This is a genomic window from Shouchella shacheensis (genome assembly GCF_001484965.1).
In the GTDB taxonomy this organism is placed as follows: domain Bacteria; phylum Bacillota; class Bacilli; order Bacillales; family Bacillaceae_D; genus Shouchella; species Shouchella shacheensis.
The window spans coordinates 124,909-151,164 of sequence record NZ_KQ947394.1 but is presented as its reverse complement, the minus strand read 5'-3'; the positions used below and the strand labels follow the sequence as shown (position 1 = coordinate 151,164).

Sequence of the window (26,256 nt, the reverse complement as noted above, 5' to 3'; positions counted from 1 at the left end):
AAGTAAAATAGCATTATTCTATAAATTTCGATAAAAATAGTTAATAACCCCTCTAAAGTGGGGAGGAATTCGCTCTTCTTTGGCGTAAAGAAGAGTGAGGCAAATAAAGGAAGAAGGGAGAGATTATTTGTGGACCAAAAAGATTGGCAACTGATCAATACTCTTTACATCCACAAGAACATCACGCGCACGGCCGAAAAGCTTTTTGTGTCACAGCCCTCACTCAGCTATCGGCTAAAGCGAATTGAAGAAGAATTCAAGGTACCGCTATTTTTTAAGACGAAGAAAGGCATCGAGTTCACATCCGAAGGTGAATACCTCGTAGCCTATGCACGGCAGATGATCGATAAGCTGGAGGAAACCAAAGATTACCTGGCCAACATTCAGGACAAGGTAAGTGGCACGTTGCGGATTGGTGCATCCAGCAACTACGCTCAGTACTTACTTCCAAAGGTGTTGAAGGGGTTTTCAACAAAGTATCCGGATGTACGGTTTCAAGTACGGACAGGCTGGAGCACTCAAGTACTTGAGCTTCTTCAGCACTCTTCGGTTCATGTTGGCATTCTGCGCAGTGATTATACATGGTCCGGGGAGAAACATTTGCTAGGAGTAGAACAGCTGTCTCTAATTTCGAAAGACACGATTAATCTGGATAGCCTTCCAAAACAGCCTTATTTAAGCTACAGCACGGACAGCTCGTTGCGAGATACAATTCAAAGCTGGTGGAGTGATCGCTTTGAAGAACCACCCTATACAGAAATGGAACTTGATCGATTGGAAACGTGTAAAGAAATGGTCAAACAAGGGTTGGGTTATTCAATTGCTCCTGAAATCTCGCTTTCTGCTAGGGATGAACTTTTCATAAAGCCTCTGTCCTATACAAATGGAGAACCGGTCTTACGACGAACCTGGTTACTGTGTAGTAATCAGACATCGAATCTAGCAGTCGTTTCCCATTTTAAGGAGTACATTAAGGACTGGAAAGACACATAATAAAAATTTCTTATACCAGTTGAGAAAAAGAGAGTATTTTACAAACAACTAGCTCGCTCGCTAAGCTAAAAGAGAGGCAGGAAAGGATGGATCACATGCGAAGCTATAAACTAGGTGTGTTAGCTGGGGATGGAATTGGAAGAGAGATTATCGAAGCAACGACGGCCGTGCTTGAAGCTGCAGCAAAAAAGAAAGAGGTTAAAATTGAGTGGGTGCCCTTACCAATGGGATTTAAGGCGATTGAGAAAAATGAACAACCGATGCCGGAGTCGACGATCACTGCACTCACCGGGTGCGATGGTTGGCTATTAGGTCCCCATGATTCAGCGTCCTACCCAGAACGGTATAAGGCAATACGCAATCCAAGCGGAGAGCTAAGGCATAGGTTCGATTTGTATGCCAATATCCGTCCCGCGAAATCGAGCCCTTTCGTGGAAGGCCTTGTTCAAGACGCTGACCTCATCATTTACAGGGAGAATACAGAAGGTTTCTACGTGGATCGCAACATGTATCAGGGAGTAGGCGAATGGATGGTGACAACCGATGTCGCGGTGACGGCCGGTGTTTTTACCCGCCAGGCAATCGAGCGCATTGCTCATGCCGCCTTTCAAAAAGCAAGAACCCGCCGCAAGAAAGTGACCATTGTCCATAAGGCAAATGTGATTCGCCTTGGGACAGGGCTCTTTCTTCGTGTTTGTCAGGAAGTGGCCAAAGAGTATCCGGATGTGGAAGTGGATGATTACCACATTGATGCCATGTGCGCGCACCTCGTTCGCCGTATTCATGATTTTGATATCGTCGTAACGGAGAATATGTTTGGTGATATTCTTTCTGATCTGACAGGTGAGTTGGTCGGTAGTTTAGGACTAGCTCCTTCCATTAATGCCAATGATACCTACGCCATGGCGCAGGCGGCTCACGGCTCTGCCCCGGATATCGCGAATCAGGATATTGCCAACCCAATGGGCATGCTACAGTCGGCTGTGATGCTACTCGATTGGCTTGGTGAGCGTCATGATGATGTGAACCTAGGCGCAATGAGTGCGAGCATTGAGGAAGCTGTGTCAAAAACGTTGAGTCAGGGTGTTCGAACGAGAGATCTCGGAGGGGAAGCAGGGACAAGGGAGTTTGCCCAAGCCATTATCAAATCCTTGTAATAAAATATTTTTATGAGTAACGACAGAAAAATGATATTTCCTTTATTTCTTGTTTTTCTCTACACTGAAAGAGACAAAACGAATTAAAGGGAGCGTGTAGGGAATGAGGGCTACAGAAGAACCAACCGTAGATGTTGTGATCGTTGGGGCCGGCAATGCAGCGCTTTGCTCGGCGATTGCTGCTAGTGAAAACGGGTCAAAGGTGCTTGTGTTGGAGAAAGGACCAGAGCATAAGCGAGGCGGAAACTCTTTTTTCACCGATGGAGCGATTCGATGCGCGTACAACGATATCTATGGACTGCAATCGGTGATTCCGGAGTTGACGGATGAAGTGATTCAAGGGACGGTAATGCCGACCTATCAAGAATCGGATTTTATGGATGATTTGAAAAGAGTAACGAAAGGCAAGAGTGATCCAGCACTTGCACAGCAGCTTGTCATTGAATCATTTCCAACGATTCAATGGATGCATAAGCAAGGCGTTGTCTTTGAACTCAATGAAAACCAATACTTCGTTGAGCAAGGCAAGCGTCAGTTCTGGGGAGGTCTCCCTATGAAAACAGAGAGAAAAGGCATTGGTTTAATTGAAACTCTTTTCAATCGTGCGATAGAGCTTGGGGTAGATGTTTGGTATGGAGCGAGAGCGATTGAGATCCAGACAGAGGGTGGAAAAGCGAGCGCTGTTGTTGTCGAGAAAGATGGAACTAACCTTCAAGTGAAGACAAAAGTGGTTGTTCTGGCGTGTGGAGGCTTTGAAGCAAACACAGAAAAGCGGATGGAGCATATCGGCCAAGAGTGGGAAAAGGCGGTGGTGCGCGGAAGTGAATACAACACAGGCGACGGACTGGAAATGGCGCTCGCCATCGGAGCGCAAGCATACGGCGATTGGTCTGGGTGCCATGCGCACACAACAGATTACGAGGCGCCCCGTGTCGGTGACTACGCGAAGCCAGGCGATATTTACAAAAAATCCTCGTATCCACTTGGCTTAATCGTGAACACTGGAGGAAAGCGCTTTGTTGATGAAGGGGCAGATTTTCGCAATTACACATACGCCAAATACGGCAAAGAAACGCTCAAACAACCGAATCAAAAAGCGTTTCAACTGTTTGATGCGCAAGTTCGCAGCCACTTACGAACAGAGTACGACCTAGAAGAAGCAACGTGCCTCAAGGCTGATACGCTTGACGGACTAGCAGAGAAGATGGGAATTGATACAACGGCTTTCAAAGAGACGGTCGAAACCTACAATCAAGCCGTTCAAGAAGGCGACTACAACCCAGGCATCAAAGATGGCAAAAGCACGAAAGGAGTCACCCCGCCAAAATCCAACTGGGCACTACGGTTCAAACAAGCGCCATTCTACGCCTACCCTGTCACATGTGGAATTACCTTCACCTTTGGCGGCATTCACGTCAGCCCAGAAGGCGAGGTATTGGATAAAGAAGAAACACCTCTTCCAGGCGTCTTTGCAGCAGGGGAGATGGTTGGTGGTTTGTTCTATCATAACTACCCTGGCGGCTCCGGTTTAATGTCAGGGGCAGTCTTTGGCAAGCTAGCTGGGGAATCTGCGGCGCGCTTTGTGAAGAGGAGGGAGCAAGAGGGAGTAAGGGTAGGAGGTCAAAATTTAGATAGTGATAGAACATACTAAGGGAGAGTCCTCGATTTGACGTCTTTTTTGATTATTGAAAGATTAAGCAGTTTCTTTTGGTTTTTGTTAAAGGATAAATTATTTGTAACTACTTAGGTAGGTCTAAAAGAGGAACTTTCCAGATTGGATTGCGATAAGGGAGGTAAGTACCTTACGTTTCTGTTTTCGGAGAGTGGAAACGAAGCTGCGGATTCGCGAAGATCGCTCGGAGCCTTCGAGGGTGCGGAAAGCCCCGGAGACCTTTTGTTTCACTTTCATCATTCGAAGATCCTGCTCTGCCAAATTGTTATCAAAAGGGACACGATCATCTCGAATAAACCGCAAAATTGCGGTTTTGTGAAGTCGAAAACGTTCGCCCAGATTTTCACCCTTACTTTTTTTCTTTCGCCCGCGTTTAATGGGAGCGTTGGGATCAGGCGGTATATGCCACTCCTTTTCCCCTTGGTTTAAAATGATGTCGTAACGGGTTTCCAAGCGGAAACTTTGGAGGCTTCTATTGGAATCTCTGCTTCTCTGGCCTGCTTGGTCTCTGTCCATATTTCCAGAAGGAGGTTTTGCATATCTGCCGCCCACTGGTGGCCATCATAGTCGATGATCCCCTGGCATTCCCGCATAACGCATGGTCAAATGAGTAATCTGTTGTAAAATAGCTTGCCCAGCAGTCGTGAACCAGAATCCCTTCGTAGCTAGGAAGTATGCCGTGATCGTTGATGGCCTCTTTTCCTCGTTTTTCATGAACGTGATACAAGGTCCAATTGGAACTGCTTACTGTATGTAACCATTGCGTTTGATTTTCAATACGCATACCAGTCTCATCGGCAGGCAGGACATCGCTTTTTAAAATTTCCTGTTGAATGTAGGTCTCAATGGGTTCAAGCTTTTCATGATAGGTATTCAAGTAGTGGAGAAGTGTGGCTTCACTTGGACGATAGCCCGTCATGTCTTCAAAAAGCTGACTTATTCGATCAAGGGGTAAAAGTTGGTAGGTATGTAACTAAGCGCACCACGCAGCAAAGCTATTCCCGTACTGGACCGGCGCTTTTACGTTTTCCGGAAATGAGGCCTGTTGTTTGGCTGTGCAGTTCGGACAACATTTCTTTTAGGGGGCTTACTGCTGTTCGTACTTGGCGCTCCAGCCCTTTCAGACGGGTTTCCAGTTGTTCGACTTTGGATACAAGGTCTGTGATCACAGTTGCAATCTCAGATGGGGTTCCCTGACTAATCTTCTCTATTTCCCTGGTTGAGTAGGGCATGGTGTACATCTCCTTTCCAAACTGAGTTAGTAGATAGTACCCGTTTTGTAGCATCCTAAACATTAAGTGACCTAAGTAGTTAAAATTATTGTTAAACTAAGTTTATGAAGCCCCCTTTCAAAAGTCTCAACAGGTAAAACCTATTGAGACTTTCTTCTGTGTAGAGGAGTCGGGGCTCGTTGCGTGAGGGGTATTATCTGTTAGACAGAGCTTAAAGCCCGTCCCTCATAATCTAATTCTGGTAAATCAACACGCATGTGTTTATGCTCTAAATTTTTATCGGTTAGTTGTAATAATATAAATTTTTCTGTATATTTAAGTGTATTGAGCTTTCTTATTATCTTTCCTATTACGTGACCAATTATTTTTGAATTTTTCTATTTACAAACTGAAGTCATTTATATATACTCATTAGTAAGCGGTTTTAGTTAACCGTTTAACTAATAAAAAACGAGAAAAGAAAGAAATGAGTAATTATGGCTACTATTAGAGAAGTTGCAGAAAAAGCTAATGTTTCTATTGCTACAGTATCTTATGTACTTAACAATACCAAGCCAATCAGTAAGGAGGTTAAGTGTAGAGTTTATGAAGCAATAGCAGAAACTGGGTATGTAGCAAATAGTATTGCAAGAAGTCTTAAAAGACAGGAAACGAAGACAATTGGAATGGTAGTAACTTACATTGATAATCCTGTGTACTCTGGAATCTTTAAAAGTATAGAGAAAAAAGCTCAGCTCGAGGGATATGCTGTAATGGTTTGTACAAGTAACGACGATCCAGATATTGAAGAAGCACAGATAAAATTACTTTTGTCAAAAAAAGTAGATGGGTTGATTATCGTTCCTTCAAAAGGTAGCAAATTACAAAAAAATAGAATTCTTCCGCAAGGCTTCCCGATTGTATTAATTAATAGAGAGGTGCCAGGACTTGAGGCAAGTCTTGTAGCCATAAGAAATGAGGAAGCGGCCTATGAAGTGACGAGCCATTTGTATACACACCATCAAATAGAAAGTGTTGGTTTGATCATTGGCAGTGAAAGGCCAAACCGGCTATCAAGGGAAAGAAAAACAGGCTACCAAAAAGCATTAAAAAAACATGGGCTTCGGTATAGACCTGAATGGGAGATTGAAGGAGGCTCCAATTTTGAAGGGGGAATGAAGGCTGCGAAATGTATAATGGAGATGGAAACACCGCCACGAGCGATGTTCATTACAGGGACAACAATGATGTTGGGGTTCATGTTCCAATTGAAAAATATGGATGTGAAATGTCCGAGTGATATTGCAGTTATTGGTTTTAGTGACTCAAGTATGAGTGTATTGATAGAGCCAACCTTGTCGAGTATAGCACAGCCGATTGAGGAAATGTCCAACCATACATTGAAATTAATACTAGAAGCAATTGAAAACAACCATATGAAAATAAAGGAAGTAGTGTTGCCATGTACAATACATTACCGCAAATCTTGTGGTTGTGAATGGGAACCGAATTCAGCTTTTTATAATTCTAATTTAAAGTTTTAATTAGAATTGAAATCTGAATTCTTGATGAAACCATCCATCTTACAGGCCTAGAAAACTTTAAGGAATCAAGCCGTGGTTGAGTTCCCATATGTCATCGTTGGAGTGAAAAAGCAGAGAAGCGGCTGCTATTTAAATGTTTAAATACTGAATAGTAGACCGCTAACAGTTATTAAAAAGAAATTGGAAAACATTGATCAAGTAATATTATGGAGGAGTTGATAGTGGTCAAAGCCTAGTAGTAGGTCATTGTAAAAATGTTGCCGTTTATAGATATGCAAGCTAACCAATTGGAGATCCATGGTCGCATTTAGCTAAAAGTAAAACGCGAAAATAGTGATACGTACTTGATCACTTTTCGATTGACATGCAGGCCCGTCTTAATGCATATGTTGCCGATTCTTTGTTCGTATACCGACAGTCTTTAGGAAGAAGAATGCACTGTATTTAAACGTTTCACTAAATGGAGGTTTTAAATTATGAAAAAAAGGATTAAAGGTTGCATGATATTTTCAATGTCTTCCGCTCTATTTATTTGTGGGTGTAACTCTGGCTCCTCTGATTCCAGTGCTGGATCAACTGATGGCTTTTATGAAAGCGGTGACACTATCCAGACAGTAGTTCCGTTTAGCGCAGGGGGGGGGACCGACGTTACAAGTCGGTTATTTGCAGAATATTGGTCTGAGTATACAGAAGGAAACCCTGCCTTCCAAGTGGAAAATATTGAGGGAGGCGGCAGTGTAAATGGTGCTAATGAATTTGCTAACTTAAGGGAGGCGGATGGTTATAACGTCCTGTCAACCAGTGCTTCTACTAAAATACCCTACTTGATTGGAGAATCTCATGTGGATTTTGATCTACAAGGGTTACAACCTGTTGTTGGGTTCCCGACAGGAGTTGCCGTATACACTTCTCCATCCACAGGGGTCGAGGAACCAACAGATCTGTTAAACCCCGATGAAGAATTGGTAATGGCAGCAACAACACCAACTGGTATTGACGTAATGACTTTGCTAGCTCTTGAAGTCTTAGGAATTCGTGAAGACATGAATATTATCTTTGGTTATGAAGGAGCTGGAGCCTCTCGTGTTGCTTTTGAACAAGGAGAATCAAATATTGACTACCAAAGTGTTCCAGCATATTTGACGAATGTGACACCTATTATAGAAGCCGAAGAAGCTGTTCCACTTTTCACTCTTGGGTTTTTGGATGATGATAACAACCTAATCGAAGATCCAGCATTACCGGATCTTCCTACTGTAGAAGAAGTACATGTGGAAATGTATGGTAAGGATCCTTCGGGTGAAGCTTGGGATGCCTACTTAGATTTTGTTGGTGTAGTTAATAATTTGCATAGAGGTTTCTGGATGCATGAAGATGCACCTGAAGAAGCAGTTGAAGCATTAAGAGAAGGAGCAAGTTTAGCAGCAGAAGACCCTGATTTTTTGAATGAATCTGAAGAACAACTTGGTGGCTATGATCCATTGGTAGGAGAGGAGCTAAGCAATGCTGTCTCAAACCTACAGGAGATTGATCAAACCTCTTTAGACTATGTGCGGAATTTTCTGGAGAAGGAATATGATGTTACAGGTTTAGGGGAATAAATCCTATCTCATCAATTTTGGATGGCTCCAATAATATTGTGGTCATCCAAATAATCTGGGAGGCGAGATTCGCTCATGCTAGAAACTGCTCTAGAAGCGTTAACGTTGGTATTGGACCCCTCAAGAATTATATTTATTATTCTTGGAACTTTTATTGGGATTATAATAGGCATACTTCCGGGACTTGGTGGTCCTGTAGGTATGGCCCTGGTTTTACCTTTTATATACGGGATGGACCCAGTAGCTGGGATTGGATTATTAATTGGGATGATAGCGGTTATTCATACTGCTGACACGTTTCCATCCGTCCTACTTGGTGTTCCTGGGACATCGGGTTCTCAAGCAACTATCCTAGATGGTTATCCATTGACACAGCAAGGGCAAGGTGCCAAGGCCTTGGGAGCAGCTTTCTTTTGTTCTCTGATCGGTGGGGTCATTGCCGGAGTTGTGCTGTTCTTAGCAATTCCAATTGGACGTCCAATAATTATGGCTTTCGGGTCACCTGAGCTATTCATGCTTTCTTTGCTGGGTATCAGTATGGTAGGTATTCTTGCTGGTAAAGCACCAATTAGAGGGGTAGTCGCCGGTTTAATAGGTATGATGCTAGGTACAATTGGGGGAGCCCCAGGGGCTCCCGAATATAGGTTCACTTTTGATACGGTATATTTGTACAACGGTATACCTTTAGCGGTATTTGCTCTCGGTTTGTTCGCCCTACCTGAAATAATTCAACTCGTTTCAGAAAAGCGTAGCATCTCAAAGGTAGGAATATCAGGCAGTCGTCTAGAGGGTATTAAGGCAGCGATCAAGTATAGATGGTTGATGTTTAGAAGTGCAGTATTGGGATCATTTATAGGATTTATTCCAGGTCTGGGGGGCAGTGTAGTTGATTGGATAAGCTATGGTGTTGCTAAACAAACAACGAAAAACAATAACTTTGGTCAGGGTGATATACGTGGTGTGATTGCTCCAGAAAGTGCGAATAATGCAAAAGAAGGTGGGTCGTTAATTCCAACCTTGCTGTTTTCTATTCCTGGTAGTGGGACTACTGCAATATTATTAGGTGGCCTAGTGATGCTTGGGGTTGAAGCAGGACCAAACATGTTGGCTTCGGATTTGCCTATTACATTATCTATTGTTTGGACTCTAGTCATTGCAAATATTTTCGGAGCTTTATTGTGTCTTATGTTAGCTAAACGGATTTCGCTTTTGAGCACTGTTCCAGCCGTTAAACTCTTTCCTTTCTTGATTGTCATTATGATTTTTGGTTCATATCAGAGCACAAGACATTGGGGCGATATAGTGTTTTTCCTATTAATTGGTTTAATGGGATGGGCAATGAAGCATTTAGAGTGGCCCCGTGCCCCACTAATTGTAGGATTTGTTTTATCTACAGCTGCTGAACGGTACCTTCACCTGTCTATGTCTGGATATGGTTGGTCATGGTTAACGAATCCAATAGTCTTGATTATTGGATTACTAATATTGCTTCTATTATTCTCTACTGTTTTTATGAGCAGATTAAAATCTTTAAGCTTATTTAATGGAGGAAAATCAAATGACTAAGAGAGGCTATTATTTCATCTTTTCTGGCCTGTTGTTTGCTTTGTTTGCGTGGGCAATTTGGGAGTCTTTAGAGTTTCAACCAATCGCCCGCTATTATCCAATGTATATAGGCATAGCCGCTGCAAGTCTAATCGTGCTTGATGTGAGCCTACAGATTCAAAAGAATAGGAAATCAGTGCCTGCAGAGGAAGAGGAAGAAACAAGCACTGTAAATGGGAAGAGCTCACTTCTTTATGTAGCTTGGATTATTGGCTATTTGATACTTATCTATACTTTAGGTTTTGTTGTGGCCACAGGGTTATTTCTAATCTCGTTTCTTAAAGTTGAGGCGAAATTTAATTGGCTCAAAAGCGTTTTTTTCACCTTAATTGCAATTGGGATCATCTTTTTGTTTAGAGAATTTATGACGACTTATTGGCCAACCGGGCTTTATGAAGTTATTTGAGTGGCGAATGTCAAGGAAGGCCTTCTGTTATTTTGTATTTCAGTAAAGCAACATTTAGACCAAAACGAAGAGGTGTTGGAGCTAATAGATGCTTTGATATTTCATATTGGGGGCTGAAAAAATGGTAACACTGTTAGCGGCGTCAGGCATGTTAGGAACTGGTTTTTCCATTGAAAGCTTTAATCGAGCAATGAAGAATTGTCCAGATATGATTGGGTGCGATGCCGGATCCACCGATCCAGGTCCTTACTACTTAGGAAGCGGTCGTTCCATGGCTTCCAAGGAATCAGTGAAGAGGGATTTAGGAATAATGCTACGTGGGGCTGTGGAAAAGGATATTCCATTAATTGTTGGATCGGCAGGTACGGCAGGTGGTAATAAGCAAGTAGAGTGGACAGTTGATATTATTCGGGAGATTGCCGAAGAGGAAGATTTTCATTTCCCGATGGCGAAAATATATTCTGAAATCGATAAAGACTTACTACTAGAGTATTACTCTAAAGGGAAAATTAAACCTTTAGAAAATGCACCAACTTTAGGAGAAGAACAAATCAGACGGCTAAAAAGGGTTGTTGGACAAATGGGACCAGAACCAATTATTGATGCGTTAAATAAGGGCGCAAAAGTAATCATTGCAGGAAGGTCAAGTGATACTTCGATATTTTCAGCACTCCCGATTCAAAAAGGAATTAGCGATGGTAAGGTTTGGCATGCCGCCAAGATAATTGAATGTGGAGCTGGTTGTGTGGAGAATCGAAAACACCCTGATTCAATATTAGCGATGATTCACGACAACTATTTTACCATAGAGTCACCGAATCCTCAGTTTAAAGTAACGCCACTGAGCGTTCTCTCTCATCTTATGTATGAAAATCAAAACCCCTATCAATTGGTAGAGTGTAACGGAACTCTGAAAACAGAGGCTGCACGGTATGAATCGAATGGAAAAGGTGTTGATGTGTTTGATAGTGAGTTTAGTAGAAGTCATATCTACACCACGCGGTTGGAGGGAGTTGAGCATATAGGGCACAGGCGTATCGCTATCGGAGGAATAAGAGATCCATTCGTTTTAATGCAACTGTCGCAATTCATTGAAGAAGCGGTTTCTAGTGTTAACAAAAAAGTACAAGAAAGTTTGGGGATAAAAAAAGAAGAATATGATTTATCCATTCGGACATATGGTGCATCAGGCGTTATGGGAGAGAGGGAATCACATAAGGACGCTATTGGTCATGAAGTTGGAATATTATTTGATGTCATTGCACAAACGCCTGACAAGTGTAATTCTATCATGTCAATCTTGTGGCATACAGTGCTGCATCATCCGATTAAAGAGTGGTCAGGCTTAGTCAGTCAGATAGCTTTTCCGTTCTCACCCCCAGACGCGGATATGGGAGAGGTTTATGAGTTTTCTCTTAATCATGTGGTTGAATTGCAAGATCCTCTGGAATTAGTGGAAATTCATCATATTCAAATTTAATGAAGTGGAGGGGTCTATATGCAACTAGGTAGTCTAGCAAGGCTAATTCGTTCAAAAAACGCCGGTCCTTTTCTATTAACGATTGACATTCTATTTGAAGAGAATAGACACTATGAGCGAGTGAAAAAATCTGGGAAGCTGAATAAATCTAAGATCGCATTGTTGTATCAATTAAGGGAAGAGCAAATTCAGATTTATGAGTGTGATCAAGCAAAAGCAATAAAGATTTCTTTTCCTAGGAACGTGAGTGCAGGTAGTAGGTTTGATTTGGATGTATTCGGGGGGCAACAACATAGTCCACTTATAGAACTGGATATATAGCAAAGTATTACCATGGCTGCAAAATACAAGTCAAGTAGTGGTGGGTTATTAGAAACTATAAGGGAGGAAACATACGTGGAAAAAGAATATATTGTTAGCAGTTCTGATTATATTAGTATGGGAATGGAAGTTATAAGACAATATGGGGTATCTAAAGAGCATGCTGGTATTCTAATGGATAACTTTCTTGACTGTGATAAAAAAGGGATATTTACACATGGATTTGTTAGATTGCCCACGTATATTATGCAGATTAAACGAGGGAACATTAACCCGCAACCCAAGATTAATAAAATAAAAGACGATTCGATTGTGAAATTAATAGATGGGGATCACGCTTTAGGCGCAGTCGCCGGTCATTATGCTATGCAAGAAGCCATAAAAATTAGTAGCGAGTACGGAGTTGGGGTTGTTGGTGTAAGAAATAGCACGCATTTTGGCACCGCAGCCTACTACACTGAAATGGCTTCGCAAAACAACCAGATCGGCATCACCTTTACCAATGCATCACCAGGAATTGCTCCAACCGGGAGTTTGAAGCCCTTGCTTGGAAATAATCCATGGTCGATATCTGTCCCAACAAATTTCGCTTATCCAGTTACGATGGATATCGCAAATAGTATCGTAGCACGGGGGAAAATCCGTGTTGCAAACTCAAAAGGAGAGTCTATCCCATTAGGGTGGGCCATTAACAAGTTTGGCGAATCGACCACCGATCCGAAAGAAGCGTTAGATGGCGGCGCTATATTACCTATTGGAGATTATAAAGGTTATGGCATTACATTTATGATTGAAATATTAACAGGGGTCCTCACTGGTTCTGGTTTTGGCAATCAAAATGCTGGTGTTGCAGAAGATGGAAAAAGAAACAATGGTCATTTATTTCTATCTTTAAACGTAGAGAAATTTATGGAAATTGCTCATTTTAAGCAAAGAGTAGGTGATCTGGTTCATATGGTGAAATCACTGCCGAAAATTGATGAAAACAAAGATATTTTGTTGCCTGGGGAAATAGAATGGCAACGAAAGCTAGAACTAGAAGAAGGTACTGTTAAAGTCTCTGAACAAATTTATGATGTCATGGTGGATTTATCGAATGAATATGAGGTGAAAATACCGGCAAGTCAAGTAGTTACAACTTAAGTTAAACGTGGATATAAAATCAAAGATTAAGGGGAGTTTTTAATGAGTTGCTTTCGGGAGATACCAACGACATGTATTTCAGATTGTATGCAAGGTCTCAATAATATGGATCCATCCATTAAACCTTTGCATGGAGAACAAAGAGTCATGGGAAGAGCTTTTACAGTAAAGATGCCCGTTGGTGATAATTTAACCGTACTGCGCGCTATCCAAGAAGCGGAAGCAGGAGATGTTTTGGTTATTGATGCAAAAGGCGATTCCTACCGTGCGGTGGCGGGAGACTTTATTATAGGTTTAGCACAAACATTAGGTATTAAAGGGATTGTCACAGACGGAGCCATTCGTGATATAAAAGGAACAAAGCAATTAGGTTTTCCCGTTTTTTGCAACGGAGCGACGGTGGCAGCAAGCGGAAAAGCAGGTTGGGGAGAAATAAACGTTCCTATATCATGTGGTGGCACGACCGTTCATCCAGGGGATATTATCGTAGGAGACGCAGATGGTGTTGTTGTCGTCCCACAGGCAGATGAGGATAATATATTGGAAAAATCATTAGACAAACTTGATTTTGATTTGAGAAGAGCAGAAAAAGTTTCTGGCAAGGTAGAGGAAGTTGAAAAATATCTTAATGATTTTCTAGCAAAATAGATGAATTGTCTTGATAATAATGATGCCTTGTACTCAAGGATCGCCATTCAACAGTTTCTTAAAAAAATGAAACGATGAAGATGTAGAAATAGGTTGATTTATTGGGGTTTTGGGTTGTCAATGATTTTACTGCAAAAAAAAGGGAGATGGGTAGGGATGAAAAGTGTTATTATAGATCACTTTGGCGGGCCAGAGGTATTAAAAATAAAAGAAACAGACATACCGAAAATCAGTTCGACTGATGTCCTTATTCGAGTAGAGAAAACAAGTGTAAACTTCGCAGATGTTAAACAAAGGAATGGGAGGAAAGGCAAAGGTGATTTCCCCATAACACCTGGGTTAGATGCAGCAGGGACGATTGAACGTGTAGGAGAGCATGTCAAAGGGTTAAGGGTTGGGCAAAGAGTCATTGCCTTTCCTAACAATGGTTCTTATGCTGAATATGTCGTTGCAAAAGAAGCCTTAACTTTTGCTCTTCCGGACAATATTGATTTTACTTCAGCTGCAGCGTGCCCAACAGTTTCTTTTTTATCTTATAAACTCTTGCATGACGTGGCACGGCTACGCAACGGGGAAACCATTCTTGTACACGCTGCTGCTGGGGGAGTAGGTACAACTGTTATTCAGCTGGCTAAACTACTGGGTGCTGGGAAGGTAATTGGTACTGTTAGTGAGGAAAGTAAATTTTCAGTAGTTCAGGAAGCAGGGGCTGATCATGTGATTCTATATAAGGATTTCCCTTGTAAGGTAAATAAATTGACCGATGGTTTGGGCGTTAATATTGTTTTAGATTCTCTGTCCGGTAAAGTGTCCGAACAAAGTATGAGTTGTTTATCCTTGTATGGAAGACTGGTTCATTTTGGTGATTCTAGTGAAGAAGTTGGCATTTTTGAAACTAAAGAGCTCCATTCGAGTTGTCGATCTGTCTTAGGATTCAGCCTGGGCACGACCCGAAAGGAGAGACCAGATCTCTTAAAGGGAGCAGCAGATCAGGTATTCAAATACATGTCAGAAGGAAAACTAATGATTAAAATTGGCATGGAGTTTTCTTTAGAAGATGCATGTGAGGCTCATAAATTATTGGAGTCTAGAAAAAGTACAGGGAAAATCTTATTAAGTGTACGAGAGTGACCCGGCTTAATATAATAACAGGTTCGATAAATAAAACCCACGAATTCAGATATCTCCTAATTGAGAATTTTTTATTATATTGTTATTATGATTCGGTAACAATTTATGGGGAACATGATTAGACAAAAACAGGAACATCCAAATCATCTATCGTAATGATTTAGTACCAACACTCCCCATACGAAAGGATGATTTGGATGCTCCCCCACTGTGCTATAAGGAATGAATGCAAAACAGTCCCTTTTGCCATTGTTGGTCATGAAGAGATCCCTTGGTTATCCAAACGCTGGATTACACTGTCACTGCTGGCGATGTATAGCTTGAATTATGGGCGTTCCGCCATTGACCCGGTTAAATATTTAGTGTTGAGCCGATCTACCCCCTGTCCGATGTGGACCTTGTCGAGCGTTCCAAGTAGGAGATGTTGTATAAATATTTTTTGGGGATGGCACCAGAAGAAGAGGTCATCAACCCGAGTTCTTTAATGAAGTTCCGGAAATGCGGCTCAAGGATGTGAATCTCCTCGACTTGTTAATTAGAAAAAACGTTGAGATTGCCATGGAAAAGGGAATTATTGAGAGTGAAACGATCATTATTACTTTGAGGTAGAAAAATGCAAGACGTGTCCATTCCAAGAAGGGTGCTACAAAGCAGGGGCCAAAAGTAAAACGTACTCAGTGATGATTAAATCCCCTGAACACACCGCACAGATGGCTTTTGAAGAGACGGAGTACTTCAAGGAAAAGGCAAATTCATGCTATAAGATTGAGCCGAAAAACAGTGAGCTCAAGCATCGACACAGGTATGAAACCGCCTCATCTCCGGGTCTATTAAGCGGAGCTGCAAGGCGCCATGTCGATATTCACGGTCAACTTCTAACGAATGCTCAAGGTAATGGGGGAATAATCCCCCATTCCAATACTAAATCAACAAAAAACAGACCCCGGCTTCCTAAGTAAGGAATTTGGGGTCTGTTTATTTGGTTTATCAACCACCCTACGAGAAAAAATCATTTGTTTTTTAGTGGCCTCGAGGAACCCGCGGGTTTCCCACTCCTCTCGTCTGGATTCTGCCAGGATCAGCCGCCCTGATCCTGTATACCTGGGGGTGAGGTGTATTTCTTCTGTCCGGAAGTTGAGTTAAACATGCTCAAACGTTAACCTGACAGCTTTGGTGTGAGAACTGTGTAGGCTCGTTAAAGGGAAGCTGATTCACGGTACTTACAATGCTTCGAGTGCTGTTTTTGCTTTGCTTGCATGAATAGCTAGTTGAAATCTTTTCTTTAGAAAACCATCCTTCTTTAATTGGCTTATCGTAGCGCTAGTGGTCTCTCGTGTTGAACCAATCATGTAAGCAATGTCTTGATGTGTTAATTTCATTTCAATCGTTTGCCACTCTTGCTTTCGGTGCCCTGTTTTTTCACTTAACTTGAGAAGCAAATAAAGGACCCGGTATTTTACATCAACTAGCGCAATTTTTTCACTTAAACTATAGAGCTCGTTTAATCTTGTAGAGAGAATATTGATGAACCTCAGAGCGATTTTTGGGTTCTTTCCAATAAATGTTTCAAACTCATCTTTGCCTAGTATACATAGATAAGTTTCTGTCATCGCTTCTGCATAGATTTGGTCATCAGTTAAGGTCATCGTCGATGTTTCGCCAAAGATGTTTCCGTCTACGAGGATATCGACCGTAAACTGCTTTCCCTGTGCATTCATGCGATACAAGCGGACTTGCCCCTTTTTTAATAGAAACAAGGCTTCAATTGGATGCTCAGGCGATAAAATGAGGGTGCCTTTTTTAACGGGTTTCATTTCGCTCATTTGATCGATGAGTTGCAGTTCTTCCGTAGGGAGCTCATCAAATAGACTGATTTGTGATAGTAAAAATAGTTTATCCATATTCATCGCGCTCCTCTGCATACTTGGCTACTTTACTCTATTATAATTCATTCAGCCATAATGTAAGCCATCTTACAGAAAAAGACTGTTGAGATATTATAAGGTTAGAGTCAGGGAGGGGGCTACAGTGAATCGTCTTTTTGTTATAGATAGCTGTCAAATGTGTTATCAAGTGAAACAATATTTAAAGGGAAGCAATGTTCCATATGAAGAAATTAATTTATTTCATGTTTCTCATGCTGCAAAAGAACTGAAAAATAAAGTTGGCGAAGTTGTGACCCCGGTTCTTTTTACAAGAGACGATATTTACGTCGGGGATCGGATATTTACGGCAACAGAGAAGATAAAGGTGATTGGCGTGCACTCAACCGGTAAAAATAAGCAAGGTAACACCATGCATTTGACAAGTGGAAGTAAGCTTACCGGAGATCATGTTGTAAACAAGCATGATAAAGGTAGAAATTAAAAGGAGGTTTTTCATTATGTCAAAAGCAACATTTCAAATTTCAGGCCAAGCCGAGGGAATGAAATCAACATTAACTTCTGGAAACCACACCATCACTATTGATGAGCCAGCAACTATGGGAGGAACAGACAAAGGTGCTGATCCTTTATCTACGTTATTATTTGCGTTGGCCGGTTGTGAGAATGTCATTGCTAATTTCGTTGCGAAAGAATTGGAGTTTGATCTTCAGGGGATTACATTTAAGGTTAATGGTGAACTTGATACAAGAGGGTTAATGGGTGATCCGAATGTTCGACCATACTTTGAAAAAGTAACCATTCATGCGGATGTAGAGACATCCGAGTCTCAGGAGCGAATCGAACAGTTAAAAGAAATCACTGATCAACGTTGTCCGGTATTCACTACGTTAAAGGCAGCTGGGGTTGAGTTAGAAACAAATTGGTCAAAAAACTAACAAAGGGGGTACGCTGCAACATTCAGCGTACCCGCTTTACTCTTTAGTCGTACATGAAGAGGTTTCGGCACCGCTATGTTGGGTACATTACAGATCATAGTTAAAGAAGTTGCTAAAAACGTTGGTTTTACCTTTTTGAACACACACTCACGTAATGTGTACAATGTTCATAGAACGTTTTTGGAGGAGATCACAATGAAGAAGCTAATGATGAGCATCATCGGGCTATGCATCATGTTTCTTGCTGCTTGTAGTGGGCAGGAGCAGCAGACAAGTTCTGAGACGGATTCATGGGTAGAGAAGGATTGGTCAGAGATTGAAGAGTTGGCTGCCGGGACGACGGTGAACCTATTTATGTGGGGCGGTGACGATGGCATTAACCGCTATATTGATGAGTGGGTCACACCAAGGTTGGAAGAAGAGCATGATATTACACTGAGACGGACGCCGCTAGATACGCCGGAAATCTTGCAGAAGCTGTTAGTAGAAAAGCAAGCAAATCAAGAAAACGGCACGATTGACATGATTTGGTTGAACGGTGAAAATTTTAAAAATGCGAAGGAAAACGAGTTGTTAGCGCAACCGTTTGTTGAGAAATTGCCGAACTATCAAACGTATATTGATGGTGAGAATCCTGCCTTTTTAACAGATTTTGGGACGGCAACCGAAGGGTTAGAGGCACCTTGGGGGCGTGTTCAGTTCGTGTTTTTCTATGATTCTGCTAAAATTGACAGTCCGCCAGCAACAATAGAAGAGTTCGTGACTTGGATACAGGAGAATCCGGGGCGTTTTACATATCCAGAAGCGAGTGACTTCACGGGGAATGCGTTCTTACGTCACATGCTCTATTATGCAACGAACGACCAGTTGTACACACAAGACTTTGATGAAGCGATGATCACAGAGCAAGCGGAGCCAATGTGGGAACAGCTGCGTGAATTAAAACCAGCGCTTTGGCGAGAAGGGGAGACATACCCTGCTACATTAACGGACTTAGACCGCTTGTATAGCCAAGGCGAAGTGTGGATGACGATGGGGTATAACGAAGCTCGAGCGGAACAACTGATTGAGTCCGGAACGTTTCCTGAAACGACGCGCTCGTTTGTGTTAGATGTGGGCTCAATTGGGAACACTCACTTCCTGTCGATTCCATTTAATAGTCCGAATAAAGAAGGGGCGCTCGTTACGATTAATGGGTTGCTATCACCGGAAGCGCAACTCGAGAAGTTAAAACCGGATGGATGGGGAGAGAATACGGTTCTATCTCTTGACCTTCTCTCAGATGAACAACGTGAACAGCTTGAGACAATCGAGCGTGGCGAGTCGGTTTTGGCGGAGGAGGTTTTAGAGGAGGCCTTCCTTCCGGAGCTTGACTCGAACTATGTCGATTGGCTAAAGGAGCATTGGGTAGATGAGGTTGTTCAAACGGACTAGCGGGAATGTATGGGGCCTTTTCCCAGCACTGTTTTTTATCATCGTGTTTGTTGGCTATGGATTGATGATGGCACTCCAAGGTAGTATAACGACAGAAGAGGGGGGCTGGTCGTTAGAACCTTATCGTTTGTTGCTCGCGGAGCAAGGATTTCGAGACTCGCTCGTGTTCAGTTTGCGTGTGACAATCTTGTCGACGTTGATCTCGTTAGTCGTTGGTTTGTTGTTGACGCGGTTTTTATTTTATACGATTCGGGTGCAACATCAACGCTGGCTTGTGTGGCTCCCGCTCCTTTTCCCTCATTTCGTCGCAGGTTACATGGTCGTGTTGCTGTTTTCACAAAGTGGCTGGTTTTCAAGCTTGGCGTACCAGCTTGGCCTGATTAGCGACTTGGCTGATTTTCCGATATGGACGATGGATCGTCATGGGATTGGGATCATTCTCACTTATCTGTGGAAGGAAATTCCCTTTGTTATACTCATGCTTCTGCCTGTCTATATGCAACTAGACCGCCGCTATGTTGATGTGGTTCACACGCTTGGAGGCAGTCGGCTAGCCGCTTTTTGGACGGTGGAATGGCGGGCATTGTTTCCGGTTCTGATAGAGACAGGTCTTATTCTGTTCGCGTTTATCTTTGCCGCGTTTGAAGTGCCGTATTTGCTGGGTGTTACCTATCCGAAGATGCTTCCGGTCTTATCGTATCAATGGTTCTTTGATGGAAATTGGGAGGAACGCCCTCTGGCGTTAGCTGCGATGATTCTCGTGACCGCGGTCATTCTCGTTATAGCTCTTCTTGCGTTAGCGTTCATGCAACGTGGGCGCTTTCGAATGACGAGAGGAGGGGAGTAGCATGACACGGAAATGGCTTGTGATCGGCGTCGGACTCATGTTCACTTTTCCCATTCTTCTCCTAACTGTAAAAAGCTTTGCTTTTGACTGGTCGTGGGGGGAGCTTTGGCCGTCAAGTTTCCAATTGGCGAATTGGCAGACGATTTTTCGAGACGCGAACATCCGTCAAGCGCTGCTCCTGACGATTTCAATTGGGTTTGTTGTCGTTGCACTAAATCTATTGATTGGTATTCCGGCGGCAAAAGCGCTAGCCTTTACGCAATTTCGTGGAAAAGCACTAATTGACGTGTTGATGCTTCTGCCTCTTTTCATCCCGACGTTAGCCGTGGTGATGGGCCTGCAATTGACGATGATTCGGTTGCAACTGACGAACTCGTGGTATGGTGTGGTTCTCGTCCACTTAATTCCGACTGTGCCGTACACGATTCGTATTCTCCGTTCTGGTTACGAGCGAATCGGGGTGAAGTGGCAGGAGCAAGCTCAGGTGCTCGGTGCGACAGGGAGGCAGGCCCTCTTTACGGTTGAATTACCCTTGCTGATGCCGAGCATCCGCGCCGCGATGTATTTGACGCTCGTGATTTCATTTAGTCAGTATGTGTTAACTGCGATCATTGGTGGGGGAACGGTTGTGACATTAGCAATGCTTTATTTTCCGTATTTTTCTTCTGCGAACGAAGGAATTCTTGCAGCGTTTTCGATCCTGTTTGCGCTTATCCCGTTCCTATGTTTGGCTTTGCTGGAAGGAGTGGTTCGTTTATTTATGCCGGTACTGAAACGATAGATACTAATGAGGTGAAGAAATGCAGCCATTGCTCGTATGTAAGCAACTAGGAAAAGATTGGACTGGAACGGTGGTTTTTACCCAGGTGAGCTTCACGTTAGAAGCAGGGACAACGCTGAGCTTAGTTGGTCCATCTGGGACAGGGAAATCGACTCTTTTACGTGGCCTGGCAGGGTTGGAGTCGTTCTCGAAGGGAGAGATCTGGATCGAGGGTGAAAACATCTCTGCTAAACGAGCAGAGCAACGACCGATTGCGCTGATGTTTCAGCAACCATTGCTCTTTCCACATTTAACGGTGCTTGAGAATGTGGCCTATGGCTTGAAGGTTAAAAAGGTAAGGAAAGCGGAACGACTGAAAATCGGCAGGGACATGTTAGCGCGAGTGGGTTTAGCTACGTATGAAAAGCATTATCCATTTGAATGTTCAGGTGGACAGCAGCAACGAATTGCATTGGCCCGGGCGCTTGTGATGAAGCCAAAATTGTTATTGCTAGATGAACCATTTAGTAGCATCGATGCAACCTTACGTCAATCCTTACGCGACTGGATGCGCTCATTATTGAAAGAGGAAGGAATCACGACGATTTTCGTTACGCATGATAAGGAAGAAGCGATGTTGCTCGGTGACCAAGTTGCGGTGTTAATCGATGGACAATTACAGCAAATCGGTTTGCCTGAAGAGGTGTATGAGCGTCCCATAAATCAAAAGGTAGCACACTTTTTCGCTGAAGGTTTTTCCGATCAGGGGGTGTTTTACCCAGTGCGGTCCCTCGCCGTTGTAACAGATAGAGAGGAAATCGGAGAGAAGCAAGGAGCGATTTGGTCAGCAGTTATCGTGAAACAGGTGATGAAGTACGGGCAGCGATTTGCTCAAGTACGACTGGAGGAACAGCAGCGAACTTTGCTTCTACCTATTCATGAGTCAATGCTAGAAGGGCAGCAGGTATGGTTGCTTGCCGATCCTTGGCAAGCGATCACATTTGTTGAAGGACAGAGCCAATGAACATCCAACGAAAAACGATCATAAAACTAGCGCTTGTTATCGTAGTTGTTGGGGCTCTCCTCTGGATTAACCAACGCTTTTTCCAGGTGACACCAGAGCGAATACGGACATGGATTCTTTCATTTGGAGCGGTCGCGCCGCTTTTGTATGTCATGCTCTATATCCTTAGACCTCTGATTCTTTTTCCAGCATCGATTCTTTCACTTGCCGGAGGACTCGCATTTGGGGTGTGGGTGGGAAGCATTCTCACGTTAATCGGAGCAACTGGAGGAGCGGTCGTTTCCTTTATTGTTGCCCGCAATCTGGGGAGGTCGATGCAACAAAAGCAGTGGACCGGTCGGATGGAGACTGTCCAAGAGCAATTAGAGAAGCATGGATTTTTCTATGTGCTGCTTCTACGTTTGATCCCGCTTTTTCATTTTGATTTGATTAGCTATGTAGCAGGTGTGTCGAAGGTTCGCTTTCGTGCTTTTTTATCCGGAACGATAGTTGGGATGGTTCCGGGCGTTATCGCCTATACATTTCTTGGTTCAAGCCTTGTTGCTGGGGACCTTGTAACGATTGTGCTGGCCATTTTCGTTTTCTTGATTGTGTTACTTATTCCGGTGCTGGCGAGTAAAAAAGTAAAAGAAAAGTTCGGCATGAAAACGGCGAAAAAGTGAGGAGTCGGACTTATGTTAGATACGCATGGAAGAAAGTATGTTCAACCAGTAATTGGAGCGACGGCAAAGGGGCTAATACAAGTTGGACTAAGCGCCAATCAAGTGACCATGGTCTCCTTTGTCATCGGATTTTCCAGTGGGGTATGGATTTATTTTGATCAGCCGATTTTAGCAGTGATCGCTCTTTGGCTGTCTGGTTTTCTAGATGCCGTTGACGGTACGATGGCACGACTAACCAAGCCGTCTGCCTTTGGCACTGTGATGGATGTCACCTTTGACCGGATTGTTGAGATTAGCGTGATTTTAGGATTAGCTTTTCGGTTTCCAGAAGTGATGTGGGCGTTGCTGCTATTGAGTGTGTCAATTATTTTCTCGATGACCGTCTTTTTAACAGTGGGTGCCGTCACGGACAAGTCAGGGATGAAATCATTCTACTATCAAGCTGGTTTGGCTGAAAGGACAGAAGGATTTATTTTGTTCACGCTGATGATTTTACTGACGCCGTATTTGCTATGGCTGACGCTATTGTTTTTCGTTGTTGAGACGTTTACCGGAGTGCAACGGTTGCTAGAGGCAAAACGAGTGTTGCAAGCAAGGGAGGACGAGACGGATGAAACGATATGATTTAATTGTCATAGGTGGAGGGGCTAGTGGTCTGACGGTGGCCGCTGGAGCTGCCAGTTTCGGAATGAGTGTGGCTTTAATCGAAAAAGAGGCCCAACCAGGTGGTGACTGTTTGCATCATGGCTGTGTCCCCTCCAAAGCGTTGATTTCTGCAGCAAACGACGTTTACAGAGCAAGAAAAGCAGCGGCAAGCTTTGGAATGAACGTGACAGGTGATGTGGATTGGGCAGTCGTGAAAGAGCGAATTCGTTCAGCGATAGAGACGATTGCGGTTCACGATGACCCCGAGCGCTTTCGGAAAATGGGCGTAGATGTGATTCAGGGACTGGCAACGTTTGTGGATGAACACACTGTCCGGGTCACTGATACGGAAACCCTTTGGGGGAAACGAATGGTCATCGCCACTGGCTCTCGACCGCTCATTCCAGAGATTGAAGGCGTCTTGGAGGGAGATTTGCTCACAAATGAAACGATTTTTCGGATGGAGATATTACCGAAACGAATGCTTGTCATCGGTGCAGGTGCCAGTGGCTTGGAGCTTGCGCAAGCGCTGGGAAGGTTAGGCGTAGAGGTGACAGTTGTGGACCGGGGCGAGAGGCTGCTTCCCCGTGAGGATGAGGAAGTCGCTCAAAAGCTGGGCGCAGAGCTGGCGCAACAAATGACGATTCGGCAAAATGCGTCTGTCGCGAGGGCAAGCAGAGAGAATGGACATTGGGCTGTGACTGTGACAAGTGAACACGGGGATGAAAGAGTTGAAGTGGATGCGATTCTATCAGCAGCCGGACGATTGCCAAATAGTGAGGAGTTGCAACTTGAGCAGGCTGACATCAAGACGGAGAATGGGAAAATTGTCGTCGACGAACAATTACGGACATCGGTTTCTCATATCTATGCCGTTGGTGATGTGATCGGTTCATATCCATTTACCCATGCAGCGGGAGCAGAAGGGAAAACGGCTGTGGCAAACGTTGTCTTCGGTTTAAAACGAAAAATGCGCTATGATCATATGCCCTGGGTGGTGTATACAGACCCCGAGCTCTTTCACTTAGGCTTGACGGAGACAGAGGCAAGAGAACGATATGGCAATGCCATTTCCGTGTTTACACAACCACTGACAGGAGTAGATCGAGCGATTGCCGAACATGACACGGTTGGACTCATCAAAATGATCACCGATAAGCGTGGTTATATTATCGGGGCCCATGCGCTTGGGACCGGTGCAGGAGAATGGATGCAGGAGATCGTTTTTGCAAAACAGCACCGTCATAAAATTGGGAACCTCTCAGCCGTGGTTCATCCGTACCCAATTCGGGCTGGAGCCGTACAACAGACTGCAGATCAATTTTGGCGGAAAACATTCCAATCAAGCAAACTGGCAAAATTAGCACAAGCGTATGTCAAACGATTTCGCTAATGGTCGTTGGAGAAGGTCGGAAGGGGCTACATATGAAACAACTTGTCTTAATTGGCGGCGGTCATGCTCATTTGCATGCCATTCGACATTTCTCTACTGAGGTTCGGAAGCAATACGAGATTATACTTATTTCGGCATCGCCGTACCAATATTATTCAGGGATGTTTTCAGGTTATGCCGAAGGGTTGTATGAGCAGGACGGGATTCGTTTTGACCTTAGAGCGTTAGCCGAACAAGCAGGGATTCGCTGGATGGAAGGTTGCGTAACGAGGGTCGATCGTGTAGGACGGAGAGTCATGACGGATATGGGGGATGTCCTGCCATTTGATGTACTCTCAATCAATGTCGGCTCGGTATCAAACTCGCTTTTTGGTCATCAAGGGCTTGTGATGAAACCAAGTTATAAGATAACGGAGGCGATTCACAAAATGAGAATGGCGGAGAATCCGATTGTGATTGGAGGTGGAGCGGCCGGAGTAGAAATGGCGCTGTCGCTCGCTGCTTGGCGCGGGGCCCATCGAATCGGTGGTGTCATGCGAATGGTGACACGCTCCCGTCTTCTTCCCGATGGTTCTGACGGCTTGTCGAGAAAGGTAAAAGAATGGATGAGACGAGAAGGGATTCAAGTGTTTGAGAATGAGCATATTCATGACCTACAAAGGGGGAACTTGTTAACAGATCGTCAAGCTCTCATCGTTGATCAGATGCTAGTGGCAATTGGGTCGCAGTCTCCGTCATTGCTGCGTGAAAGTGGTTTTGATACAGACCGAGCCGGTGCAATGCTTGTCAACGATCACTTGCAATCTGAAACAGATCCAGGAATTTTTGGTGCTGGAGATTGTGTGACATTGTCTCGACACCCAAGCCTTCCGAAAAACGGTGTTTATGCCATCCGACAAGCCCCTGTCCTCTCTAAGAACTTACAGCGTTATATGATGGGAAAGCCATTAACCTCGTTTGAACCTCAGGAAACCTATCTGTCAATTTTATCACTTGGGAAGAAGAAGGGTTTGCTCCGATACGGCGATTTCTATTGGTTTGGGCACTCTTCATGGTTAATGAAGGATTGGATTGACCGAAACTTTATGCGCGCCAATTCGTTCATCTCGAGCTCTTCCAAAAGAAAATAAGCCCGTTCTATGGAGGAAGGAGAATCAGCTCGCCTTGAGAACTGGGCTAAGGAGTTAAAGGTGAAGTTGGGGGAGGTGTGGATCTTAGCGTAGACGCGATTGGTGGGAGCGCATTTAAACATTTAACTCATCTCGCTAAGACTGGCAGAAGAATTGTAACAATTGGTGGCACTAGAGATCCTGTGGCTAATTTGGTTATGCCAATTATTTTTTAAAAGCATCTTGATATTTTAGGGACTTCAATGGGGTCTGCCAAGGATTTTAGCAGCATGCTTTCCTTCTATGAAAAACACCGGCTTCAGCCTGTAATTGACAGTGTTTTCGCATTAAATAAAATTGAAGATGCTCATCGTTATTATATGGAAAATGGAAATCAATTTGGGAAAATAGTATTGCAGATACCGTGATAAACCATTTTGCAATGTTCTTATACACTGAACTATAAACTAAAATGGACTATACCTGCGAAAGGTGTAGTCTGTTTTCTGGTTCACTTCTTTAATTAAACGTTTGTTTAAACTTCAAGGGGAAGGTGTGGGGCTGGTGAAAACCGTGAATGCATTGGGAATATTTTAAAATCCATTGCCATTCGCTTACATCTAATTATAAAATGAAAATCAAGAGGGCT

26 protein-coding genes and 3 pseudogenes are annotated in these 26,256 nt (G+C 43.5%); 25 read left to right on the top strand and 4 right to left on the bottom strand.

All coding sequences use genetic code 11. From position 1 onward, the window contains the following. Positions 1-129: 129 nt before the first annotated feature. The 3 genes from AVZ68_RS02980 to tcuA all read left to right on the top strand — a co-directional run bounded on the left by AVZ68_RS02980 (position 130) and on the right by tcuA (position 3,801). On the top strand, positions 130-993 hold the full coding sequence (locus AVZ68_RS02980; RefSeq protein WP_059103063.1) for a LysR family transcriptional regulator: 864 nt from the start codon (positions 130-132) through the stop codon (positions 991-993). 95 nt (positions 994-1,088) lie between these two features. Next, positions 1,089-2,150, top strand: a complete 1,062-nt coding sequence (locus AVZ68_RS02975) for an isocitrate/isopropylmalate dehydrogenase family protein (protein ID WP_059103206.1) — start codon at positions 1,089-1,091, stop codon at positions 2,148-2,150. Between the two features lie 103 nt (positions 2,151-2,253). Further along, entirely contained in the window at positions 2,254-3,801 is a 1,548-nt protein-coding gene (tcuA, locus tag AVZ68_RS02970; protein WP_059103062.1) for an FAD-dependent tricarballylate dehydrogenase TcuA, read from the top strand. 102 nt (positions 3,802-3,903) lie between these two features. Here tcuA and AVZ68_RS21005 read toward each other — a convergent pair whose 3' ends face one another. The 3 genes and pseudogenes from AVZ68_RS21005 to AVZ68_RS02955 all read right to left on the bottom strand — a co-directional run bounded on the left by AVZ68_RS21005 (position 3,904) and on the right by AVZ68_RS02955 (position 5,054). Continuing rightward, entirely contained in the window at positions 3,904-4,338 is a 435-nt protein-coding gene (locus tag AVZ68_RS21005; protein WP_082676269.1) for an IS66 family transposase, read from the bottom strand. Beyond that, a pseudogene (locus AVZ68_RS02960) lies at positions 4,295-4,774 on the bottom strand (IS66 family transposase); the annotation flags it as partial. The pseudogene AVZ68_RS02960 and the gene AVZ68_RS21005, both read right to left, overlap by 44 nt. Positions 4,775-4,817: 43 nt before the next feature. After that, positions 4,818-5,054, bottom strand: a complete 237-nt coding sequence (locus AVZ68_RS02955; protein ID WP_059103059.1) for a hypothetical protein — start codon at positions 5,052-5,054, stop codon at positions 4,818-4,820. Between the two features lie 476 nt (positions 5,055-5,530). Here AVZ68_RS02955 and AVZ68_RS02950 point away from each other — a divergent pair, with 476 nt between their 5' ends. The 11 genes and pseudogenes from AVZ68_RS02950 to AVZ68_RS20095 form a co-directional block, all read left to right on the top strand. After that, the gene (locus AVZ68_RS02950) at positions 5,531-6,577 is read left to right on the top strand and encodes a LacI family DNA-binding transcriptional regulator (RefSeq protein ID WP_059103058.1); all 1,047 of its coding nucleotides are present in this window, start codon (positions 5,531-5,533) and stop codon (positions 6,575-6,577) included. Between the two features lie 476 nt (positions 6,578-7,053). Then, entirely contained in the window at positions 7,054-8,178 is a 1,125-nt protein-coding gene (locus AVZ68_RS02945) for a type 2 periplasmic-binding domain-containing protein (protein WP_059103057.1), read from the top strand. Between the two features lie 75 nt (positions 8,179-8,253). Further along, positions 8,254-9,744, top strand: coding sequence for a tripartite tricarboxylate transporter permease (locus AVZ68_RS02940; protein ID WP_059103056.1), 1,491 nt, complete (start codon positions 8,254-8,256; stop codon positions 9,742-9,744). Further along, positions 9,737-10,189 (top strand): tripartite tricarboxylate transporter TctB family protein, encoded by a 453-nt coding sequence (locus AVZ68_RS02935; RefSeq protein ID WP_059103055.1) that lies wholly within the window; start codon positions 9,737-9,739, stop codon positions 10,187-10,189. Before AVZ68_RS02940 ends, AVZ68_RS02935 begins: the two co-directional genes overlap by 8 nt. Positions 10,190-10,310: 121 nt before the next feature. Beyond that, positions 10,311-11,669, top strand: a complete 1,359-nt coding sequence (locus AVZ68_RS02930; protein ID WP_059103054.1) for an acyclic terpene utilization AtuA family protein — start codon at positions 10,311-10,313, stop codon at positions 11,667-11,669. Positions 11,670-11,687: 18 nt separating this feature from the next. Continuing rightward, positions 11,688-11,990 (top strand): DUF4387 domain-containing protein, encoded by a 303-nt coding sequence (locus tag AVZ68_RS02925; protein ID WP_059103053.1) that lies wholly within the window; start codon positions 11,688-11,690, stop codon positions 11,988-11,990. A gap of 75 nt (positions 11,991-12,065) precedes the next feature. After that, a complete protein-coding gene (locus tag AVZ68_RS02920) occupies positions 12,066-13,133 on the top strand; it encodes an Ldh family oxidoreductase (RefSeq protein ID WP_059103052.1) in 1,068 nt (355 codons plus the stop codon). A 42-nt stretch (positions 13,134-13,175) separates the two neighbouring features. Further along, complete coding sequence (locus AVZ68_RS02915; protein WP_059103051.1) at positions 13,176-13,781, top strand: RraA family protein; 606 nt, start codon at positions 13,176-13,178, stop codon at positions 13,779-13,781. A gap of 156 nt (positions 13,782-13,937) precedes the next feature. Continuing rightward, a complete protein-coding gene (locus tag AVZ68_RS02910; protein ID WP_059103050.1) occupies positions 13,938-14,912 on the top strand; it encodes a quinone oxidoreductase family protein in 975 nt (324 codons plus the stop codon). 314 nt (positions 14,913-15,226) lie between these two features. Continuing rightward, positions 15,227-15,509, top strand: a pseudogene (locus AVZ68_RS20640) (transposase); the annotation flags it as partial. Continuing rightward, positions 15,500-15,791: pseudogene (locus AVZ68_RS20095) on the top strand (transposase); the annotation flags it as partial. The pseudogenes AVZ68_RS20640 and AVZ68_RS20095, both read left to right, overlap by 10 nt. Before the next feature lie 341 nt (positions 15,792-16,132). On the opposite strand, the gene AVZ68_RS02900 reads toward AVZ68_RS20095, so the two are convergent. After that, complete coding sequence (locus AVZ68_RS02900; RefSeq protein ID WP_059103049.1) at positions 16,133-16,813, bottom strand: Crp/Fnr family transcriptional regulator; 681 nt, start codon at positions 16,811-16,813, stop codon at positions 16,133-16,135. A gap of 127 nt (positions 16,814-16,940) precedes the next feature. Between AVZ68_RS02900 and AVZ68_RS02895 the strand changes: the two genes are divergently transcribed. From AVZ68_RS02895 to AVZ68_RS21000, 11 genes are all read left to right on the top strand, one after another. Next, positions 16,941-17,279, top strand: a complete 339-nt coding sequence (locus tag AVZ68_RS02895; protein ID WP_059103048.1) for a glutaredoxin family protein — start codon at positions 16,941-16,943, stop codon at positions 17,277-17,279. A gap of 13 nt (positions 17,280-17,292) precedes the next feature. Beyond that, positions 17,293-17,733: an OsmC family protein gene (locus tag AVZ68_RS02890; protein WP_059103205.1), complete on the top strand. Its 441-nt coding sequence runs from the start codon at positions 17,293-17,295 to the stop codon at positions 17,731-17,733. Between the two features lie 195 nt (positions 17,734-17,928). Then, the gene (locus tag AVZ68_RS02885; RefSeq protein ID WP_059103047.1) at positions 17,929-19,167 is read left to right on the top strand and encodes an ABC transporter substrate-binding protein; all 1,239 of its coding nucleotides are present in this window, start codon (positions 17,929-17,931) and stop codon (positions 19,165-19,167) included. Continuing rightward, positions 19,145-20,014 (top strand): ABC transporter permease, encoded by an 870-nt coding sequence (locus AVZ68_RS02880; protein ID WP_059103046.1) that lies wholly within the window; start codon positions 19,145-19,147, stop codon positions 20,012-20,014. Before AVZ68_RS02885 ends, AVZ68_RS02880 begins: the two co-directional genes overlap by 23 nt. Before the next feature lies 1 nt (position 20,015). Then, positions 20,016-20,795: an ABC transporter permease gene (locus AVZ68_RS02875; protein WP_059103045.1), complete on the top strand. Its 780-nt coding sequence runs from the start codon at positions 20,016-20,018 to the stop codon at positions 20,793-20,795. A gap of 19 nt (positions 20,796-20,814) precedes the next feature. After that, a complete protein-coding gene (locus AVZ68_RS02870) occupies positions 20,815-21,798 on the top strand; it encodes an ABC transporter ATP-binding protein (RefSeq protein WP_059103044.1) in 984 nt (327 codons plus the stop codon). Then, a complete protein-coding gene (locus AVZ68_RS02865; protein ID WP_059103043.1) occupies positions 21,795-22,460 on the top strand; it encodes a TVP38/TMEM64 family protein in 666 nt (221 codons plus the stop codon). Before AVZ68_RS02870 ends, AVZ68_RS02865 begins: the two co-directional genes overlap by 4 nt. Before the next feature lie 12 nt (positions 22,461-22,472). Beyond that, positions 22,473-23,084, top strand: a complete 612-nt coding sequence (locus AVZ68_RS02860; protein ID WP_059103042.1) for a CDP-alcohol phosphatidyltransferase family protein — start codon at positions 22,473-22,475, stop codon at positions 23,082-23,084. After that, the gene (locus tag AVZ68_RS02855; RefSeq protein WP_059103041.1) at positions 23,071-24,498 is read left to right on the top strand and encodes a dihydrolipoyl dehydrogenase family protein; all 1,428 of its coding nucleotides are present in this window, start codon (positions 23,071-23,073) and stop codon (positions 24,496-24,498) included. The genes AVZ68_RS02860 and AVZ68_RS02855 overlap by 14 nt, the downstream gene beginning before the upstream one ends. A 32-nt stretch (positions 24,499-24,530) precedes the next feature. Continuing rightward, positions 24,531-25,628: an NAD(P)/FAD-dependent oxidoreductase gene (locus AVZ68_RS02850; protein WP_059103040.1), complete on the top strand. Its 1,098-nt coding sequence runs from the start codon at positions 24,531-24,533 to the stop codon at positions 25,626-25,628. A 242-nt stretch (positions 25,629-25,870) separates the two neighbouring features. Then, positions 25,871-26,035 carry a zinc-binding dehydrogenase gene (locus tag AVZ68_RS21000; protein ID WP_082676265.1) on the top strand — a complete coding sequence of 55 codons (165 nt, stop codon included), beginning with the start codon at positions 25,871-25,873 and terminating at the stop codon, positions 26,033-26,035. The last annotated feature ends 221 nt before the right edge of the window (positions 26,036-26,256 follow it).